At 56.0% G+C, this 20,228-nt stretch carries 19 protein-coding genes; 12 read left to right on the top strand and 7 right to left on the bottom strand.

Features of this window, described 5'->3' with window-relative positions; genetic code table 11:
• Nucleotides 1-10: 10 nt before the first annotated feature.
• A complete protein-coding gene (locus tag BLW01_RS11630; RefSeq protein ID WP_092569851.1) occupies nucleotides 11-550 on the bottom strand; it encodes a response regulator transcription factor in 540 nt (179 codons plus the stop codon).
• 19 nt (nucleotides 551-569) lie between these two features.
• On the bottom strand, nucleotides 570-1,844 hold the full coding sequence (locus BLW01_RS11625; protein ID WP_092569849.1) for an ATP-binding protein: 1,275 nt from the start codon (nucleotides 1,842-1,844) through the stop codon (nucleotides 570-572).
• A gap of 155 nt (nucleotides 1,845-1,999) precedes the next feature.
• Here BLW01_RS11625 and BLW01_RS11620 point away from each other — a divergent pair, with 155 nt between their 5' ends.
• Both BLW01_RS11620 and BLW01_RS11615 read left to right on the top strand, forming a co-directional pair.
• Nucleotides 2,000-3,589: a peptide chain release factor 3 gene (locus BLW01_RS11620; protein WP_092569847.1), complete on the top strand. Its 1,590-nt coding sequence runs from the start codon at nucleotides 2,000-2,002 to the stop codon at nucleotides 3,587-3,589.
• Nucleotides 3,590-3,600: 11 nt separating this feature from the next.
• Complete coding sequence (locus BLW01_RS11615) at nucleotides 3,601-4,362, top strand: TatD family hydrolase (RefSeq protein WP_092569845.1); 762 nt, start codon at nucleotides 3,601-3,603, stop codon at nucleotides 4,360-4,362.
• Between the two features lie 22 nt (nucleotides 4,363-4,384).
• Here the strand turns inward: BLW01_RS11615 and ygfZ are convergent, their stop codons facing one another.
• On the bottom strand, nucleotides 4,385-5,425 hold the full coding sequence (gene ygfZ, locus BLW01_RS11610) for a CAF17-like 4Fe-4S cluster assembly/insertion protein YgfZ (protein WP_092569843.1): 1,041 nt from the start codon (nucleotides 5,423-5,425) through the stop codon (nucleotides 4,385-4,387).
• A gap of 142 nt (nucleotides 5,426-5,567) precedes the next feature.
• Between ygfZ and BLW01_RS11605 the strand changes: the two genes are divergently transcribed.
• The 6 genes from BLW01_RS11605 (at nucleotide 5,568) to BLW01_RS11580 (ending at nucleotide 12,416) form a co-directional block, all read left to right on the top strand.
• Nucleotides 5,568-5,759, top strand: coding sequence for a hypothetical protein (locus tag BLW01_RS11605; protein ID WP_092569841.1), 192 nt, complete (start codon nucleotides 5,568-5,570; stop codon nucleotides 5,757-5,759).
• A 1-nt stretch (nucleotide 5,760) separates the two neighbouring features.
• A complete protein-coding gene (locus BLW01_RS11600) occupies nucleotides 5,761-6,162 on the top strand; it encodes an OsmC family protein (RefSeq protein ID WP_092569839.1) in 402 nt (133 codons plus the stop codon).
• 18 nt (nucleotides 6,163-6,180) lie between these two features.
• Nucleotides 6,181-8,211 carry an excinuclease ABC subunit UvrB gene (gene uvrB, locus BLW01_RS11595; RefSeq protein ID WP_092569837.1) on the top strand — a complete coding sequence of 677 codons (2,031 nt, stop codon included), beginning with the start codon at nucleotides 6,181-6,183 and terminating at the stop codon, nucleotides 8,209-8,211.
• 180 nt (nucleotides 8,212-8,391) lie between these two features.
• Nucleotides 8,392-9,897: a fumarate hydratase gene (locus tag BLW01_RS11590; protein WP_092569835.1), complete on the top strand. Its 1,506-nt coding sequence runs from the start codon at nucleotides 8,392-8,394 to the stop codon at nucleotides 9,895-9,897.
• Between the two features lie 60 nt (nucleotides 9,898-9,957).
• Nucleotides 9,958-11,376: a cardiolipin synthase gene (gene cls / locus BLW01_RS11585; protein ID WP_092569833.1), complete on the top strand. Its 1,419-nt coding sequence runs from the start codon at nucleotides 9,958-9,960 to the stop codon at nucleotides 11,374-11,376.
• Nucleotides 11,377-11,498: 122 nt separating this feature from the next.
• Nucleotides 11,499-12,416 (top strand): LysR substrate-binding domain-containing protein, encoded by a 918-nt coding sequence (locus BLW01_RS11580; protein WP_092569831.1) that lies wholly within the window; start codon nucleotides 11,499-11,501, stop codon nucleotides 12,414-12,416.
• A 30-nt stretch (nucleotides 12,417-12,446) separates the two neighbouring features.
• Here the strand turns inward: BLW01_RS11580 and BLW01_RS11575 are convergent, their stop codons facing one another.
• Nucleotides 12,447-13,538, bottom strand: coding sequence for a bifunctional nicotinamide-nucleotide adenylyltransferase/Nudix hydroxylase (locus BLW01_RS11575; protein WP_092569829.1), 1,092 nt, complete (start codon nucleotides 13,536-13,538; stop codon nucleotides 12,447-12,449).
• A 198-nt stretch (nucleotides 13,539-13,736) separates the two neighbouring features.
• On the opposite strand from BLW01_RS11575, the gene BLW01_RS11570 reads away from it, so the two are divergent.
• Complete coding sequence (locus BLW01_RS11570) at nucleotides 13,737-14,594, top strand: YihY/virulence factor BrkB family protein (RefSeq protein WP_373294133.1); 858 nt, start codon at nucleotides 13,737-13,739, stop codon at nucleotides 14,592-14,594.
• 74 nt (nucleotides 14,595-14,668) lie between these two features.
• On the top strand, nucleotides 14,669-14,941 hold the full coding sequence (gene yccX / locus BLW01_RS11565) for an acylphosphatase (protein ID WP_092569997.1): 273 nt from the start codon (nucleotides 14,669-14,671) through the stop codon (nucleotides 14,939-14,941).
• 17 nt (nucleotides 14,942-14,958) lie between these two features.
• On the opposite strand, the gene BLW01_RS11560 is transcribed toward yccX, so the two are convergent.
• Genes BLW01_RS11560 through BLW01_RS11550 form a run of 3 tightly spaced genes read right to left on the bottom strand, consistent with a single transcriptional unit; the run spans nucleotide 14,959 to nucleotide 17,817 of the window.
• Nucleotides 14,959-15,900, bottom strand: a complete 942-nt coding sequence (locus tag BLW01_RS11560) for a nucleoside hydrolase (RefSeq protein WP_092569827.1) — start codon at nucleotides 15,898-15,900, stop codon at nucleotides 14,959-14,961.
• A 32-nt stretch (nucleotides 15,901-15,932) separates the two neighbouring features.
• Entirely contained in the window at nucleotides 15,933-16,880 is a 948-nt protein-coding gene (locus BLW01_RS11555) for a ribokinase (protein WP_092569825.1), read from the bottom strand.
• Complete coding sequence (locus BLW01_RS11550) at nucleotides 16,873-17,817, bottom strand: D-2-hydroxyacid dehydrogenase (RefSeq protein ID WP_092569823.1); 945 nt, start codon at nucleotides 17,815-17,817, stop codon at nucleotides 16,873-16,875. Before BLW01_RS11550 ends, BLW01_RS11555 begins: the two co-directional genes overlap by 8 nt.
• Nucleotides 17,818-18,026: 209 nt before the next feature.
• On the opposite strand from BLW01_RS11550, the gene BLW01_RS11545 reads away from it, so the two are divergent.
• Nucleotides 18,027-18,359, top strand: coding sequence for an FmdB family zinc ribbon protein (locus BLW01_RS11545; RefSeq protein WP_092569821.1), 333 nt, complete (start codon nucleotides 18,027-18,029; stop codon nucleotides 18,357-18,359).
• 48 nt (nucleotides 18,360-18,407) lie between these two features.
• Entirely contained in the window at nucleotides 18,408-20,189 is a 1,782-nt protein-coding gene (gene aspS, locus BLW01_RS11540) for an aspartate--tRNA ligase (RefSeq protein WP_092569819.1), read from the top strand.
• Nucleotides 20,190-20,228: the final 39 nt, after the last annotated feature.

Raw genomic sequence — 20,228 nt, 5'->3', positions numbered from 1 at the left:
GCCAGCGGTTTTATCTTTTGACCGGCCGCTTCTGCAATTTTCTCTGCAAGGTCCGACGATGCATACCCAATGCACGCGCGGTGGCGGAGATGTTGCCATCATTTTCCTGTAGCACCTTCTGGATGTGTTCCCAGGTAACACGGTTGACCGAGGGTGGACTGTCGGCAAGGCTCGCGTCGGGATCGCCTTCTTCTTTGCCGAAAGCGGTCATGATGTCGTCGGCATCGGCCGGTTTACACAGATAGTTCACCGCGCCGAGCTTGATCGCCTCGACCGCGGTAGCAATGCTGGAATATCCGGTCAGTACTACGATCCGGCAATCGGGGACGACGTTGAGAAGGTCGGGAAGTAGCTTCAGCCCGGATGTCTCCTCCAGCTTCAAATCCAGCGTTGCCATCTCTGGTTGCGATTCTTGCGCGAGCGATAGGGCTTGTTCGGCATCGTGGGCCACGCTGACGTCGAAACCGCGCCTCGTCATGGCGCGCTGCATGACATGACAGAACATGTCGTCATCGTCGATGATCAACAGTCGTTGCGAATGCTTTTGCATGATGTCCTCGTATACCTCGTCATGTGGTGCCGCTGTCCGCACGAGGGAGCGTCACCTCGGTCAGCGTGCCTCCCTCTTCGTGATTGTACAGGCTGACGCCACCGCCGAAGCGATTGATGGTGGCATGAGTCAAGAACAATCCGATGCCCATTCCTTTGGATTTGGTCGAAACAAAGGTCTCTCCCAATTGATCGGCAATCGACATGGAGACGCCGGGGCCGTGGTCGCGGATATCGATTATAATCTCGTCCTTGTCCCAGTCCAGGCTGATGATGATTTGGTTCGGGTTGGCATCCGCTGCATTGTTGAGCAGGTTCATCAGTGCCTGTTCCAGCGTGGCATCGACTGCCAGCCGGGGCTGGCCTCGTTTTTCGGCAATTTCCAGCCGATGACTGACATCCGGCCGTAGCACCAGCCAGCGTTGTACGACGTTGGACAACCATTGTTCGGCTGACTTGAATTCCGGTTCGGAAAGACGGCGGCGGTCGGCATTGTCCACCATGGTCTGCAATCGTGACTTGCAGGTATCCACTTGCTGTCGTAGCAGGTCGATGTCCTGCTCGAGAGCGGCGTTGCCTTTGGCGTCCTGTTTCATTTCCGAGAGTAATACCGCCATCGTCGATAGCGGTGTGCCGAGTTCGTGAGCCGTACCGGCGGCCTGGGTGGCGACAGCGAGCACCTGTTCGTTTCGCAGGGAAGCTTCACGGGTTCGTGATAGTGTCTGATCCCGGCGCCTGAGGGCGTGTGCCATCTTGAAAATGAAGAACGTGACCAGTCCCGTGGACAGTCCGAAATTGAGCCACATTCCCAGCACATGGAGGTTGATGCCGGGACCGACAACGCCGTGACTCAGTTGTGGCACTGGCTCATAGAACCACATGAGGTAGGTATAGCTAGCCATGGCCACACAGGCGATGATCCAGGCATAGCGCCAGGGAAGCGTTGCGGCGGCAATGGTGACAGGCACCAGGTAATAGGTGATGAAGGGGTTGGTGGAGCCTCCTGTGTAGTAGAAAAGCAGGGTCAGCCCCGTCAGGTCGATGAGCAGATGGATGAGATACTCGGTATCGGTTACTGCACGTGGACGGCCGAGGCGCCACCAGGTCACGACATTGACGAGCCCCATGGCGATGATCACGCTGATGACTGGGAGAACCCGCAACTGGAATCCCAGAACTTCAATGCCGAAGATGATAGCAGCCAGATAGCCGGTCCAGGTGATCCCTCGTACAATGGTCAGACGAACCAGATTGCGGTTTGGGGTCGACAGTGGTGGAGGTAGGGCTGGGGGCATGTCATCTCCTTGGTCGCCCGATGGATATTCTGGCAGAAAGGGCTACACGAGGCGGCCATGACTCCGTAAAATCTTGGCGTTCCCATTCATCGCATCACGCGCTAAAGGATACTCCGCTTGCGACGTGATGACACAACGTTCGTGAAACACACTCAATGTCAGAGACGCCGTTAGCCCGGGAAGTCGGGCTCAGAAGAACTTTCGCTATCATTTCGCACCCGGATGCGGGCAAGACGACCATCACCGAAAAGATGCTGCTGTTCGGCAATGCCATCCAACTGGCAGGGTCGGTCAAGAGCAAACGTAATGATCGTCACGCGACTTCCGACTGGATGAAGATGGAACAGGAGCGAGGCATTTCTGTCACCACCTCGGTGATGCAGTTTCCTTATCAGGGACGCGTCGTCAACCTGCTGGATACGCCAGGCCATGCGGATTTCTCGGAAGATACCTATAGAACGCTAACGGCGGTGGATTCCGCGCTGATGGTGATCGATGCGGCCAAGGGTGTCGAGGAGCGTACCATCAAATTGATGGATGTCTGTCGCTTGCGGACAACGCCGATTCTGACATTCATCAATAAGCTGGATCGGGATACGCGCGATCCCATCGAAGTCATGGATGAAATCGAAACGGTGCTCAATATCCAGTGTGCGCCGATGACCTGGCCTGTCGGGATGGGGAGACATTTCAAGGGGGTCTACCATCTCTATAATGATGTGATCCACCTTTATACGCAGGGCCAGGGACATCGCATACCCGAGGATCGCCGAATCGAAGGACTGGATAGCCCTGAAGTCGATGAGGTCCTCGGCGAAGCCCAGGCCGAAGAACTTCGCATGGAAGTGGAATTGGTTCGTGGCGCATCGCATGAGTTCGATCTCGATGCTTATCGACGCGGTGAACTCACGCCAGTCTACTTCGGCACGGCCCTGGGTAATTTCGGCGTACGCGAGATGCTCGATGGATTCGTGGAATACGCACCGTCGCCGCAACCCCGGGAAACGGATAAGGAAATCGTCGAGCCGGACGATGAAGCCTTTTCGGGCTTCGTGTTCAAGATCCAGGCCAACATGGATCCTAATCATCGTGACCGCATCGCGTTTCTGCGTGTGTGTTCCGGTACGTACCACAAGAACATGAAGATGCGTCACGTTCGGCTGGGCAAGGACGTCAAGATCGCTGATGCGTTGACGTTCATGGCCTCCGACCGGGAGCAAGTCGAAGAGGCATGGTCCGGTGACATCATTGGCTTGCACAATCACGGCACGATCCAGATAGGTGACTCGTTCACCGTAGGCAAGGATATGCGTTTCACCGGCATTCCGCACTTTGCCCCGGAGCTCTTCAAGCGGGTACGACTCAAGGATCCCATGAAGATGAAGGCGTTGCAGAAAGGGTTGAAGCAGCTTTCGGAAGAAGGTGCGACGCAGGTCTTCATGCCGCTGGATAACAACGATCTGATCCTCGGCGCCGTAGGCTCGCTTCAGTTCGATGTGGTGGCCCACCGTCTGAAGGAAGAGTACAAGGTGGACTGTATCTATGAAGCGGTGAACGTCCATACGGCGCGCTGGGTCTACTGTGATGATCCCAAGATGCTCGAAGACTTCAAGCGCAAGGCGAGCGCGAATCTGGCTTATGATGGTGGGGACTATCTGACCTATATCGCTCCCACCAGGGTGAATTTACAGATGACCCAGGAGCGCTGGCCCGATATTCGTTTTGCTGCAACACGAGAGCATTGAGATAATCTCCAATGTTGATTGACGCCCACTGCCATCTGGATTTTCCGGATTTCGATGCCGATCGAGAGGCAGTATTGGCCCGGGCGAAAAGGGCTGGTGTCAATCATATGGTGGTGCCGGCAACGACCCGGCGGCGCTGGCCGGATGTCTTGGCTCTGGGAAAACGATCCGAAGTGAGTGTTTGTCTGGGCATGCATCCCTGCTTCATGCAGGCTCATGAGCCGGGTGATGAAACGGTGCTGGAGCGGATATTGAGCGAGACGGGTATCGTGGCAGTCGGGGAGTGCGGTATCGATGCACGCTATACCGAGACATGGGAGGCACAGTGGCGAGTGTTTGATATCCAGCTACGTCTCGCCAAACGATACCGCTTGCCGGTCGTGATTCACTGCGTCCGGGCCCAGGATGTGGTGGCAAAGCGCTTGAAACAGCTTGATCTGCCGGCAGGCGGATTGATTCACGCTTTTTCCGGCAGTGTGGAGCAGGCCCGACGCTTCATTGATCTAGGATTCGTGTTGGGGTTGGGAGGGGCGGTCACGTATGAGCGGGCACAGCGATTGCGACGTGCCGTAACGGCGTTGCCTGAAAGCACTTTCGTGCTGGAAACGGATAGCCCTGACATGCCGCTATCGGGATTTCAGGGGCAGCGTAATGAACCAGCGCAGCTCGCCCGTGTGTGCGACGTTGTGGCAGAACTGCGCAGTGACACTGCAGCGAATATAGCCACTGACAGTACGGCGACGGCTCAGCGTTTGTTCGGCCTGTCAGCATGATGTGGTTTCGAGTGATGTCGTATCATTGGCTGGGTTCCGCAAGTGTTTCCGGATCCAGTCGCTCGATAGGATAAGGCAGCTTGAGTGTCTTGAAGCGCTGGCCGGCTACTGATAGCGGGGTGTCGCTATCCCGGGTCGTCATCACCGCCAGGATTTCCACCTGCCCATATGCATCGAGTTCGGCTGTCAGCACCTCTCCCCGTGATTTACCATTGGCATCCTCTACCGATGTGCCTTTGGCTGGTATGACATCGCCTTCCAATTGGGCTCGCACCAACCGTTTCTTCACTTGTCCGCGAAAATGGGCCCTGGCCACGACTTCCTGTCCCGTGTAACAGCCCTTCTTGAAGCTGATACCACCCAGAGCTTCCCAATTCAGCATCTGTGGCAGATAGGTGTCCTGTTGGGATACGTCGAGCCAGGCCAGGCCGGCTTGTATATCGTGCAGACGCCAAACGGCATTTCCGACAGGCTTAGCTTGCAAGGAAAGTTTTTCCCAGGTTGGGATGGCCAGGGAATCCGGTAGACAGAGGAGTAATCTTGGCCGCGGTCCCGGATGGCGCAATACCTGTATGTCATCCTTGGCACGGCCGTACCAGAGTCCGGGGGGCTCGATGTCGAGTCTGGCCTCCAGCAGAGCAGGGGCGTCCGCCCCGGTCAAACCGATCATGGCGATATCGTCGCGATGTGTCATCTCCACCTTGTAGAAGACAGCGAATTTGTCGAGGTGCTGCTTGAGCGACGACGTCAGGGAGGCATCGAGTATCAACCAGAACCGCTCATCGCCGACACGTGCCACCTGGGCATTAGCCAGCATTCGCCCCTTGGGGGAACAGAAACAGGTCAAGGGAGCGAAACCATCGCGCACGAGATCGATCTGGGCACTGGCCTGCCCCTGCAGGAAACGCTCGGCATCCGCTCCGGCCACTTCAAGTATGCCGAGATGGATCAGTGGACTCAGTGTCGTGGTATCCAGGGCCTGACGTGCTGGCGTCGGCGTATCGAAGGTCAGTGTGCGTTCGTCGATGCGGGTGGCGCCCAGGTGATGAGTCCAATCGGTCATGCATTGCTCCCCAAGCATTTACTGGAAGACGATGGTGATTGCGGTCCGTACTCTTTTGATGGGGATGAATAGGCAGGATTCAACCCGAAGTGGCGTGCTAAACTCTACCGTTCCAGGGCGAGAACGTTTACTAAGGGGTTTCATGGCGCATTACTCGCTGACGTTCGAGAACGTCGACAATGCAGATCAGGTCAACCGTATCACCACTGCCTTGATGATGCTCGAAGGTGTCGATAGCGTGGAAGTCGGTCGTTATGGTGCGGATATTGAAGGTACCGTCGGTCGCGATGTCCTGATTTCCGCTGTCCGGAAACTGGGGATCGAGGTTAGCTGAGATGGCCGTAACGGTCGTGAGTCAACGTGATGGGCGTTATCGCCAGAAGGCGCAAATAGGTGAGTTCGAAGCGCTTTTCGTCGATGCGCCGCATGTGGTAGGGGGAGATGAGAGTGCCCCGGATCCTCATGATTACTTCGATCTTTCGCTGGGAGCGTGCAAGGCGATGACGGCTCAGATGTATGCGCGTCGCAAGGGGTGGCCACTCACCGGCGTGACGGCGATCGTCAATCGTGATGAAAGTCGGGAACGACACGGTCTTTACCGACTCGAAGTCGTGCTTCGTTTCGAAGGAATTGATGACCCTGATCAACTGGCTCGATTGACGGAGTTATCCGACCGCTGTCCCATACATCGGTTGATGACGGAATCCACCGTGGAAATCACGACGCGCAGAGAGTGAGAGGTAAACGGGTATCGCATGAGCAAACCCTTTCGTATCGATTCGACATTCCAGCCCGCCGGCGATCAACCCAATGCAATCGATGGGCTCGTGAAGGGACTGGAATCCGGCCTGGCACATCAGACGTTGTTGGGCGTTACCGGATCCGGCAAGACGTTCACCATGGCCAATGTGGTGGAACGACTGCAGCGGCCGACTATCGTCATGGCGCCCAACAAGACGTTGGCTGCACAACTGTATGGTGAGTTCAAGGCGTTTTTCCCGGACAACGCGGTCGAGTACTTCGTCTCCTACTACGACTACTATCAGCCCGAAGCCTATGTGCCTTCATCCGATACCTTTATCGAGAAGGATGCTTCGATCAATGATCATATCGAACAGATGCGGCTGTCGGCGACCAAAGCATTGCTGGAACGCCGTGACGCCCTGATAGTGGTGTCAGTCTCGGCGATCTATGGTCTGGGTGATCCCGATCAATACCTGAAGATGCGCTTGCACTTCAATCGCGGCGAACTGATTGACCAGAGAGCGTTTCTCAGACGGCTGGCCGAGCTTCAATACACACGCAATGACATGGATTTTCGCCGCGGTACCTATCGTGTACGGGGTGACGTCATTGATATCTTTCCTGCCGATGCGGAAGACGAAGCCGTTCGCGTTGAACTCTTCGACGACGAGATCGACTCGATAAGCCTATTCGATCCCTTGACCGGTGAGGTTCGTGGAAAAGTACCGCGAATGACGATCTATCCGAAAACTCACTATGTCACGCCCCGGGAGACGATTCTTCAGGCTGCCGAAAACATCAAGGTAGAATTGGCCGAGCGTCTCGAATGGTTGCGCAAGCATGACAAACTCGTCGAGGCGCAACGGCTCGAGCAACGGACCCTCTACGACATCGAGATGATGTTTGAACTGGGGTATTGTAACGGTATCGAAAACTACTCGCGTTATTTGTCGGGGCGTGCGCCGGGAGAAGCGCCTCCGACATTTTTCGATTACCTGCCCCCGGATGCCATTCTGTTCATTGATGAATCCCACGTGAGTGTTCCCCAGGTCGGCGGTATGTACCGTGGTGACCGTTCGCGGAAAGAAACGCTTGTCGAGTATGGCTTTCGCTTGCCCTCGGCGCTTGATAACCGCCCCATGACATTCGACGAATGGGAGTCGATTTGTCCGCAGACGATATTCGTATCGGCAACCCCCGGCTCTTATGAAGAGGAGCATGCGGGCCAGGTTGTCGAGCAGGTGGTACGCCCAACAGGGTTGGTGGATCCTGAAATCGAGGTTCGCCCGGCGTCGACACAGGTTGATGATTTGCTGTCAGAGATCAAGCTGCGGACAGCCGTCGAGGAGAGGGTATTGGTAACGACCTTGACCAAGCGTATGGCCGAGGACCTGACCGAATACCTTGATGAGCACGATGTTCGCGTTCGTTATCTGCATTCGGATATCGATACGGTAGAGCGTGTCGAAATCATTCGCGACCTTCGATTGGGTAAGTTCGATGTTCTGGTTGGCATCAATCTCTTGCGTGAAGGTTTGGATATTCCCGAGGTGTCGCTGGTGGCCATTCTCGATGCCGACAAGGAGGGGTTCCTGCGTGCCGAACGTTCACTCATTCAGACGATTGGACGTGCTGCTCGCAATGCTCATGGCAAGGCGATCCTCTATGGGGATCGTGTCACTGACTCGATGCGCCGAGCCATTGATGAAACGGAGCGACGTCGTGCCAAACAGATGGCGTTCAATGAAGAGCATGGCATCACGCCGCAGACTGTGACCAAGTCCGTTGCCGACATCATGGAAGGGGCCCAGACGCCAGGCAAGAAAGGAGGGCGTCAACGTAGTGAGCGGAAAGTGGCTGAACAGAGGGGAGAATACGGGATATCGGAAATCAAGGGGCTCTCTGTCGAGGAGCTCTCTCGGGAAATAGGCAAAGTGGAAGATGCCATGTACGAAGCCGCTCAGAACCTGGAATTCGAAGAGGCTGCTCGCCTTCGTGATCGAGTACAGACGCTGAATGCCAGGTTGCTGGATTTGAAGTGACGCGAGAGCTTTCGACAGTTTTATACCGTTATCTTTCTTCTGACAAAAACCTGCCTTGGCTAAAAATTTACGTTAAAATCAAGACCCCAGAAGAACCATACCCGGTGGCAGTGCTGATTCACTGATTGCAACGTGCCAGTCGGGAAACGAACTCTGCTTGCTTTGAGGAGTACCTTCCGCATGACCGTGATACATCAGAACGATCTCATTCAAAGTGTCGCTGATGCTCTTCAATATATTTCCTATTACCATCCGAAGGACTTCATTCAGGCCATGGAGGCCGCTTACACGAAAGAGGAAAACCCTGCGGCCAAGGATGCAATAGCTCAAATCTTGATCAATTCACGGATGTGTGCGACAGGTCACCGTCCCATTTGCCAGGATACAGGCATCGTTACGGTCTTCGTTCATGTCGGCATGGATGTCCGCTGGGATGCCGACATGAGCCTCGACGATATGATCAACGAGGGGGTGCGCCGGGCCTATCAATTACCCGACAATGTCCTGCGTGCTTCGGTCCTTGCCGATCCGGACGGAAAACGGGCGAACACCAAGGACAACACACCCGCAGTCATCCATCATAAGCTGATTCCGGGCAATACTGTCGAGATACATGTCGCCGCCAAAGGTGGGGGGAGTGAGGCAAAGTCCAAATTTGCGATGCTCAATCCTTCCGATAGCGTAGTCGACTGGGTCCTGGAACAGTTACCCAAGATGGGGGCCGGCTGGTGTCCTCCCGGCATGCTGGGGATCGGCATTGGCGGTACGGCAGAGAAGGCCATGGAGCTTGCCAAGGAATCCCTGCTTGACCCGATCGACATTCAGGCGCTCCAGGCGCGTGGTGCCAACACTCGTGCTGAAGAGCTGCGGCTTGAACTCTATGACAAGGTCAACAGAAGTGGCGTAGGTGCACAAGGACTGGGCGGTCTGACGACGGTTCTCGATATCAAGGTCAAGGATTATCCGACCCATGCGGCCAATAAACCGGTCGCGATCATTCCGAATTGTGCTGCGACACGTCATGTCCATTTCACCCTGAATGGAAGTGGTCCCGCCGAGTTGCCGGCCCCCAGGCTGGAAGACTGGCCTGAAATCACTCGCGACGTCGGCGAGAACGTCAAACGTGTCAACCTTGATACCGTCACGCCTGAAGAAGTTCGAGCCTGGGAGCCCGGTGAGACTTTGCTGCTCAACGGTAAGTTGCTGACGGGTCGTGACGCAGCCCATAAACGGATGGTCGATATGCTGGCCAAAGGGCAATCCTTGCCGGTCAATCTAAAAGGGCGCTTTATCTATTATGTCGGCCCTGTCGATCCGGTTGGGAATGAAGTGGTCGGACCGGCAGGCCCCACAACGGCGACCCGCATGGACAAGTTCACCCGAACCATGCTCGAACGAACCGGATTGTTGGGGATGGTCGGTAAAGCGGAACGTGGTACTGAAGCGATCGAAGCCATCAAAGATAATCGTGCTGTCTATCTGATGGCAGTCGGCGGCGCAGCTTACCTGGTCGCTCAGGCCATCAAGAAGTCACGCATTGTCGGTTTTGAAGATCTGGGCATGGAAGCCATCTATGAATTTGAAGTCGAGGATATGCCGGTGACGGTAGCTGTCGACAGCAGCGGGGAATCCGTACATCAGACGGGACCCGCCAGATGGAAAGAGATCATCGCTGAGCAGATTTAAACGCCATCTCCCATGGGGTTGATCAAACCAGCGTGGGGGAGAGAATGACAGGGAGCGGTAATGGCGACGTGGCTTCTGGGACTGGCACTGTTTCTGGTGCATCTGCTGGGTATACTGTCATCGGTCATGGCGCTGATGTCCAGTCGTACTTCTCAAGGGGCCATTGCCTGGATCATTTCGCTGGTCACTTTTCCCTACGTGGCGCTTCCTGCTTACTGGATATTCGGTCGGCCAAGGTTCTATGGTTATGTATCGGCACGTGGGGAGCGCGATACCGTGCTACGCCGTGTGCTCGAACGGCACCGCCCTCAGGTAGCGCCTTATACCAGCAGCGATCATCCATATGAGCTACGTGGGCTAGAATGTCTGGCTCAGATGCCGTTGACTTCAGGTAACCGAGCCGACTTGCTCGTCGATGGTGAAACGACGTTTGATAGCATCTTTGCCGGTATCGACGCTGCTGAAGAGTATGTGTTGATCCAGTTTTTCATCGTGCGTAACGATGATCTGGGTCAGCGCTTCAAGCAACGGCTCGAACAGGCCGCCTCCAAAGGTGTGCGTGTCTACTTTCTTTACGATGAGATAGGCTGTCGTTCACTCAGCGATGGCTACCTGCGGGACCTCAGCAATGCCGGCGTGTATGTCAGTGCCTTTCACTCTTCCCGAGGTCTCCGGCACCGGTTCCAGCTTAATTTTCGCAACCATCGCAAGATTGTCGTCGTGGATGGTTATCTTGGCTGGTTAGGCGGGTTGAACGTCGGTGATGAATACCTTGGACAGCACGCTCGTCACGGTGCCTGGCGTGACACGCATCTGAAATTGACCGGGCCGAGCGCGCTCGGGCTGCAAGAGGCTTTCTGGGAGGATTGGCACTGGGCAACAGGCGAGATATTGCAGCTTGACTGGCAGCCTCGAGTTACCTGCGAAGAGAACCAGGATGTACTCATCATTCCTTCGGGGCCGGCAGACGAGCAGGAAACCGCCAGTTTGATGGTGCAGCAAGCCATTCATGGTGCCAAACACCGCTTCTGGGTCACCAGCCCCTACTTCGTTCCGGATCAAGGCGTTCAGGATGCCCTGCGTCTGGCGGCGATGCGCGGGGTCGATGTTCGAATCATGATGCCCGAACGACCGGATCATCTGTTGGTGTTTCTGTCAGCGTTTGCTTTCCTCCCGGATATGGTGAGAGCGGGGGTTAAAGTCTATCGCTACCAGCCGGGATTTCTTCACCAGAAAGTGATGCTGATCGATAATGCGGGGGCGACCGTTGGAACTGTCAATCTCGACAACCGTTCGTTCCGGTTGAACTTTGAAATTACCGCCTATATCGCGGACTCTCGGTTTGTCGCGGAAGTTGAGTCGATGCTCGAACGTGATTTCGCCAATTGTCGCCAAGTCATGCTTGAAGAACTGCAGCGCCGTCCCATGTGGCGTAAGCTGGTATCACGCGCGACCTATCTGCTAGCCCCTATCCAGTAGGCAGACATTGACTGCATATACGAAATCAGCCGCTATGTTATGAAAACTCGACACCACCATTGGTGATGCGCGAGTCAGTTGAGTAGACTTCGCGATCTGATGGAGAACTATCGGGAGAGACGGTGAACCTCGAAACCAAGTGGCTGGAAGATTTTGTGGCCCTGGCCAATACACGCAGCTTTTCCGCCTCGGCACGTCAACGTCATGTCACGCAACCTGCTTTCAGTCGGCGTATCCGATCGTTAGAGCAGGCGGTAGGCGTGACCCTGGTCGATCGCTCGACAACACCGGTCGGACTGACGCCGGAAGGGCAACTGTTTCTTGTCACGGCGAGAAATCTGGTCGAGCAGCTGGGCGAATGTCTCGGGCACCTACGTGGTGTTTCCATGGACAATGAGGCCCTGGATATCGTCGCTGCCCACTCGCTAGCCCTGGCGTTCTATCCGCAATGGATTTCACGGCTGCAGCAGGGGGTGGGCGAGTTACCGACGCGGTTGGTCGCCATGAATGTCGGCGATGCTATCCATGTGTTGCGTGAAGGTAACTGCGATTTGATGCTCGGCTATTACGATCCCTATGCGACCATGCAGTTGGATGCCGAGGTTTTTCCTTCATTTTCCATCGGCCAGGTCAAGATGTTGCCTGTCTGTCTACCCGATGATCGGGGAGAACCGCGTTATCCGCTGGACGGCGAAGGCCCGATCCCGTTTCTTTCCTACACGCAGGGCGCTTTCCTGGGACGCAGTGTCAGAATGATGCTCAAAAACGATCCACTACGTCTGAAGTTGCGTACAGTCTATGAAACGGCAATGGCGGAAGGGCTGAAGAGCATGATGTTGCAAGGGGCCGGTATGGCCTGGATCCCGGATTTCTGTATCCGGCAGGAGCTTGCCGACGGGCGCCTGGTGCGTGCCGGTGACAACCAATGGGATGTTCCGCTGGAAATACGGCTTTACCGGTGCTCACTGGTCCATAAGCCCGGTGTCGAGAAGTTATGGCGACAGATGATGAAATTGCCACGGGATTTCCTGCAGGCCTGATGATCCCATCCATGGCCATCTGAACACGACTCACGGACCGCTGAAATCCGCGGGCAACCCCAGGAAGTTCTGGATAATGAAAAAGTGATCTTCGAAGAGGCTTTCCGGTTCCAGATCGGCGAGAGCGACCCAACGAGCATGGTCCCCTCCCTTGACAGGCTTGAGGCGGGGCAACTGTTGTTCTGGCCGCAACGCAAAATAGAACGCTTCCGCCAGCGTTCTTCCCCGCCAGCTCCGATGGGGTTCATCGAACAGGCGTTGCCCCTGCAATGATCCTTTCAGCACGGGTTCCGGCACCTTGAGCCGCAACCGTTCGCGCAGCTCGCGCAGACAGGCATCCAGCAACCGTTCATGCGGATTGATGAATCCACCGGGCAGGGCCAGCAATCCCTTGCCGGGAGCTGCGGTACGTTTGACCAGCAACACATGGCCGGATTGTACGACGACGGCGTTGACGGTCACGAAAATAGGCGGATAGGGTGCCTGAGACCATGCTTGGCGGTATTGTTCCAGAAGTGCCTGCTCTTCTCTGAGGCTCTGGTAGTCATCGCTCTGTATGAACGACAGTAGTTCCTGATGAACGCTGGGAGGAAGGTCGTGTGCGGCGCCGGTTGATAAATAATCGCTGGCCGACGACGTGGAACGAAAGAGTCGTTCGCGAATGCTCGTGGCCGAGATTCCTTCCACCAGAGGAACGCTGACAGATTCCCACTGAGGAAACAGGGTAAGATAATAACTCGACTGTCCGCGACTGGCACCTATCAAGCCTATCCGAGGGAGTTTGCCATCACGGGGGGCGGCGATATCCCGGACTTTCCGCTGAACATCGCGTACCCACACATCATCATTGTACAAGGCATCAAGAAGGGGTTCGATTTCCAGTCGGGCATTGTCGTCTGCATCGAAACAACCGCGGATCATGTCGTGGCGTTCCTTGAAACGCCAGGGATTTCGAAGTGAGCGGGCCTGCCAGGCAGACCCGACCAGGACGATGACCTGACGTGCCCGTTTCAGCGCATCGTGGATGACGGCGAGGTGGCCGAGGTGGGCAGGTTGAAAACGCCCGATGAATACCAGGCAGTCGAAATCCAGAGGCGGATTATCATCCCTCGTCGCAGTCATTTTGGCTCCGAAACAGCAATTCGCAACGTTCCATTATCGATTCCGCAGCGCATCGCTGCAATGCAGCTTTTCATATCAATACATTGATTACGGCCGACGGAAACATAACGTATGATGGAAAGGAAGAAGTGCCAAGGAAGGAAGCTGGCTGTGATCGGCAAGACTGTCGTCTATTGGTGGCGGATTACTCGCGATGCGATGAAACTCTGGCTGGAATGCAATGCGTTCAGCTACGCCGGATCACTGGCTTTTTATACGCTATTCTCTTTAGCGCCCACGATCATCATCGCCGTGATGGTCATTGGTATCGTATTGGGCGAAGAGGCGGCACAGGGGCAGATATTCTCGCAACTACAGGGAACGATAGGGGATGAAGCCGCTCATGCTATCGAACGTGCCGTCTCGCAGTCACGCATTGAAGCATCGGGATGGCTACCATCGCTATTGGGTTTCGGCGCGCTGTTCGCGGGTGCAACGACGGTGTTTGCCCAGATGCAGTTTTCTCTCAACATGCTTTGGGGAGTGACAGCGCGTCCTTCCGGTAACAGTCTGCTCATCTTCCTGAAAAACCGTGTCCTGTCTCTGACCGTCGTTCTGTCAATCGGCTTCATTCTACTGGTGTCGCTGGTGTTCGGCATCATGTTGCGTGCCATGTTGAGCCATGCCGAAAACCTTCTGCCATTTGTCGGGCTGTTGGCAGGCAGTGCTGAATTTCTGATTTCGCTGGCCATGATTGCCGTACTGTTCGCCACCATATTCAAGGTGTTGCCGGACGTGGTACTGCGCTGGCGTGATGTAATCATTGGTGCCATCGTCACGGCTATCCTGTTCGCACTGGGCCGTTACGTGATTGCCGCCTATCTGGCTTATACCGCCACAGCATCGGCGTATGGTGCTGCCGGCTCCGTGGTCATGATCTTGCTGTGGGTCTACTACTCCTCGCTGATTCTCTTGTTCGGTGCCGCTTTCACGAAGTGTCACTTACAAGCGCGTGAAAAACCCATCATACCGCGGAATTCCGCCGTGTTAGTCAAACGTGAACTGGCCACTAACTGAGCCCATTGGGGGCTCAGGCTCAGGAATTTATACTGTCCGTAACTGCAATCATGGTGCGCAAGAAGGATATCGGGATGAGTCAGCGTTGTGTCAAAGCGATTGTGACAGGCAAGGTACAGGGCGTCTGCTTTCGCCGTGCGACTCAGGAACGTGCTTTGCAGGCGGGCGTGACAGGCTATGCCAAAAACCTGCCTGATGGACGTGTCGAAGTTCTGCTCTGCGGTGAAGGCGATGCCGTCAATGCCGTCAGTCAATGGCTCTGGCATGGACCACCTGACGCACAAGTCACCCATATCGAATGGGAAGGTGTCGAGTGGCGAGACCGTGATGCCTTTCTGACGCTCTGACGACGCGCTTAGGGTGACTAGCTCAGCGTGTCGACGATCCAGTCCACGACGGATCGCCCGTTGGCTCCGAGACAGACCTCCAGCATCGGCGTCCGAGACCACCGAGTGTCGGCGAACTGCCGATCTTCGGGGGCGAATATTGTCTGCCCCTCAGCAATACCTTCGGTGACGACCGTCAGATGGCCACGCGCGGTCGCGAACAATTCTGGCTCAAGTAGCCAGGCCAGGGCACAACTATCGTGCGGGCAGCATCCATCGAATCCACGTGCCTGTTGGTAGAAAGCCCGATAGAATTCGTAGCTGCCGGCAAGCACAGGTCCCAAGGCGCCCTGACCCGCGGCGATTCTTGCCATGTCGGCGGGTTCGAGAATGCATCGGTGAGTAGCATCCAGGCCTACCAGAGTCAGTGGCCAACCCGCCGTCAAGGTGCGGGATGCGGCATGTGGGTCGTTGAAAATATTGGCCTCGGCAACCGGTGTGACATTCCCCCCTTCCTGAATCGATCCGCCCATGATCACGACATGTTTGACCTTATCAACGATGCCGGGATCGAGCTGAATCGCCGCTGCGAGATTACCCAATGGACCGACGGCAACCAGGGTCACCTCACCCGGCCGAGCATTGACGGTATCGACGATGAACTGCGCTGCACTGGTGGCTAGCGCTTGGCTCTGTATATCAGGCAGTTCGATGTTACCCAGCCCATTCGCGCCATGAATATGTGCCGGTGCCGGATGTCTGGTCTTGACTAGAGGAACGGCCGCACCTTGGGCGACGGGCACTGGATGTTCAGCCAGTTCACTGAGCAGCAACGCATTGTGTGTGGCTGTCGTCACGTCGACGTTCCCATAAGTCGTGGTCAGTCCCAACAGTTCAATGTCAGGATGGGTCAACGCGATGGCGATAGCCTGCGCATCGTCCACGCCGGGATCGGTATCGAAAATGATTGGGTAACCCATGAATGCCTCATCTACAACGGGACAACGGAACGTCAAGCGCCACCGACAGCGGATGGTATCAGTTTTGTCCAATTGGAGAACGCCTGATCGACATCACTCATCTCGGGAATGCTGGGTGCAGCGCCAGTACGCTGTACGCACAACGCGGAAGCCGTGCTGGCACGTTGAAGACAGACATCGATCGGCTGATTGACCTGTCTTGATGCCATGAAATAACCGATAAACGTATCCCCGGCTGCGGTGGTATCGACCGGTGTCACTTGATGGGCCGGCAATGTGAGGCATGTCGAGGGAGATCGATAGCAGACCCCGTCGGCCCCCAATGTCAGTACAATTTCACTATCCGGGAGTCGATGCACCAGCGCATCGAGCAATTCATCAAGCGGTGCATCGTCGTTGACGCCCGTCAGACCGACAGCCTCCCCGCGGTTGACGAAAAGCAACGAACACGTCTCAAGCGGTAGCGTCTTGACGGCCTCCGTCATTGGCGCCGGATTGAAGGCGGTGAACAGGCCATGCTCGTATGCTCGGCGCATGGTGTAGTCAAGAGCATTGCATTCATTTTGTAGCAGTAGCCAGCCCGGGCTCGGCATAGCGGCGATCAGTTGATCGATATCCGCACTCTTGAAGCCATGATTTGCTCCAGGGAACAATATGATGGCGTTTTCACCCTGATCGTCGACTTGTATCAGGGCGTGGCCGCTCGGTTCGTCGGCATGCACGACGTCGTCGGTTCGCACTCCCGAGTGTTGCAACATCTCTCGTGCCCAATCATCGGTCCGGTTCAAGCGTCCCCAGTGACTGACAACGCCACCGGCACGTGCCAAGGCAAGAGACTGGTTGGCCCCTTTGCCGCCCAGTACTTGCTGATAACTGGTGCTGGACAGCGTCTCTCCAGGACGCACGAGATGGGGCACCCGATAGACATGGTCGATATTGATCGATCCCAGGTTGGACACGGCGAGCAGAGTGTCAGCCATGGTTTTCACTCCGCCATTGACGCAGGTTGTCGACGGTGAGTTTGACGACATTGGCACGTGCTTCGGGTGTGATCCAGGCACTATGTGGCGTCACGATCAGGTTGAGGGGTTCCTGCAAGGCAGAAATCAGCGCGTGCCCGTTACGAGGTGGTTCGCCAGGCAGCGTATCGACACCCAGTCCACCGATACGCCCCTGACGCAGGGCATCCAAGGCGGCATCCTCATCGATAATCCCCCCACGTGCGCAATTGATGAGGATCGCTTCCGGCTTCAATGCGTCGAGACACGATGCATCGACAAGGTGGCGGGTTTCATCAGTCAAGGGGCAATGCAGGCTCAATATGTCGGCTTTCGATGCCAGATCGCTGAGTGCGGGTCGTGAATCTTGCCGTTCGTTGCCTGGGCGAGCGCTGAAATGGACGTGCATGCCGAAGGCTTCCGCCAGAGAGGCGACACGCCGTCCCAATTCACCCTGCCCCACGATAACGAGATCCTTGCCCGCCAGTTCCAATGTCCGATGATGCAACAGGCAAAAGAAGGGACTCTCATTCCACCGGCCTTCAGCGACATCGCGTTGATACAACGGCAATCGATTTGCCAGTGCCAGCATCAACATCAAGGTATGCTGCGCGACACTCTCCGTGCCATAGGCAGTGACATTACGCACGGCGATACCCAACCGTTCTGCGGCAGGCATATCGATGTTATTGGTACCTGTGGCCAATACGCAGATCAGCTTCAGATCCGGTAATGACTGCAGCAATTCGGCATCGAGAACCACCTTGTTGACCAGCACCACACTCGCTCCTTGCAAACGCGATGCGCGCTGTTCGGGCGCCGTGTTGTCGTAGACATCGAGGTGGTCGATTTCAGCTCGCAATGGTGACAGATCGATATCATCGCCAAGGGTGGCGGCATCAAGGAGAACGGCGTGCATGACAAAATTCCTTCCAAGTATCGATATTTTGTTGTCTTGCCCGGCAGGGGGCGCAACACGCTATAATGTCGAGTTTTCAGGGGCAGGGCTTGGAAAGCGCGACGATTGGCCTTACATGGCTATCACTGGCCAGCGGCTCGCGGTGCGCCTGCCATCGCGTTCCCATGGTCGTCGTCCCGGAGTGTCGACCTTTTAGGAGTGATAGAACCATGCCCATCTATGAGTATGAGTGCAAGGCCTGTGGCCATCGTCTGGAAAAGCTGCAGAAAATCAGTGCCGCCCCATTGACCGATTGTCCGTCATGCGAAGCCGATCAGTTGACTCGGCTCGTATCGGCTGCCGGTTTCCGGCTTGCGGGAGGCGGCTGGTACGAAACCGATTTTAAATCGGGTGGCAAAAAGAATCTGGCCGGTGATGATGCCGGCTCGAGTTCTTCAGGCGCCCAAGCCGGTGGTTCGGCGGCCAAGTCCTCGACTTCCGCGGGCGATGGAAGTTCGTCCTCCCAGAGTTCGACATCTTCCACGGATGGGGCAGTTGCCTGACAGCAACCATCAACACTATTTTGATAACGCAACAGAACAGGATTTGACATGCGCAGCCATTATTGCGGCCAGCTGAACGAGACTCTGGTAGGACACGACGTCACCTTGTGTGGATGGGTCCACCGTCGTCGTGACCATGGTGGAGTGATCTTCCTCGACATGCGCGATCGTGACGGCATTGCCCAGGTCGTCGTCGACCCGGATACCGCCGAGGCATTCGCCAATGCCGACCGCGCCCGCAATGAATACGTCCTGCGTATTGCCGGTCGGGTGCGGCCACGTCCGGAAGGTACTCAGAATCCCGATATGCCGACCGGCATGATCGAAGTCCTTGCTCATGACGTTGACGTACTGAACACGGCCGCCACTCCGCCATTTCAACTCGATGAACATGGCAAGGTCGGTGAAGAGGTTCGTTTGACGCATCGCTATATCGATCTCCGCCGACCGGAGATGATCGACAAGCTGCGTATGCGTTCACGCATCTCTCACAGTGTGCGCGCTTTCCTGGAAGGTCAGGGGTTTCTGGATATCGAAACGCCTATCCTGACCCGAGCGACGCCGGAAGGCGCACGTGACTATCTCGTGCCCAGCCGCACCCATGCCGGTAGTTTCTTTGCACTGCCGCAATCCCCGCAGCTCTTCAAGCAGCTTCTGATGGTATCGGGATTCGACCGCTACTATCAGATAGCCAAATGCTTTCGTGACGAGGATCTGCGCGCCGACCGTCAACCGGAATTCACACAGATCGACCTGGAAGCCTCGTTCGTTGAAGAGAACGACATCATGGATGTCACCGAGTCCATGATTCGCGCGCTTTTCAAGGATGTGCTCGAGGTTGAACTGCCCGACTTCCCGCGCATGCCTTATGCCGAAGCCATGCGCCGCTACGGCTCCGATAAGCCGGACTTGCGTATTCCGCTGGAGTTGGTCGATGTCGACGACCTGATGAAAGATGTGGACTTCAAGGTGTTCTCAGGCCCAGCCAATGCCAGTGATGGCCGCGTCGCGGCGCTCAAGGTCAGGGGCGGTGCGACACTGACACGCAAGGAAATTGATGATTACACCAGGTTCGTAGGGATTTACGGTGCCAAAGGGCTGGCCTGGATCAAAGTCAATGAGCGTGACAAAGGCATCGAAGGTCTCCAGTCGCCGATCGTCAAGTTCATGGAGGGTGTCGTCGACGCCTTGCTGGACCGCCTTGATGCCCAGGACGGAGACATTATCTTTTTCGGTGCCGACAAGACCCGTGTCGTCAACGAGGCAATCGGTGCTCTGCGTGTCAAGCTTGGTGAAGATCTCGATCTCTACACCCAGGACTGGGCGCCACTCTGGGTCGTTGACTTCCCCATGTTCGAGGCGGACGACAACGGCAAGCTCGCTGCATTGCATCATCCCTTTACGGCACCGTCCTGTTCAGGGGAAGCGCTCAAGGCCGACCCTGCTCAAGCCTTGTCCCGCGCCTATGACATGGTGCTGAACGGAACCGAACTTGGTGGCGGGTCGATTCGTATTCATGATCAGGCAATGCAGCGTGCTGTCTTTGAGGTGCTCGGGATTGGTGAAGCGGAAGCCGAAGAGAAGTTCGGTTTCCTGCTGGATGCCTTGAAATATGGAGCGCCACCGCATGGCGGCCTGGCTTTCGGGCTGGATCGTCTGGTCATGTTGATGACCGGGGCACGTACCATTCGCGAAGTGATCGCTTTCCCGAAAACGCAGAGCGCTGCTTGTCTGATGACCGATGCGCCCGGCGATGTGTCCTCGGAGCAGCTCAAGGAGCTCAATATTCGCCTGCGTCACAAGGCGAAGACGGAGACGACGAGCGAGTAAGTGGCAACATCCTACTTTATTGAACGTAACATATAGTGT

The organism is Aidingimonas halophila (assembly GCF_900106955.1).
Classification (GTDB): Bacteria; Pseudomonadota; Gammaproteobacteria; order Pseudomonadales; family Halomonadaceae; genus Aidingimonas; species Aidingimonas halophila.
Note: the sequence above shows the minus strand (reverse complement) of the source record. Positions and strands in the feature narration are given on the sequence as shown.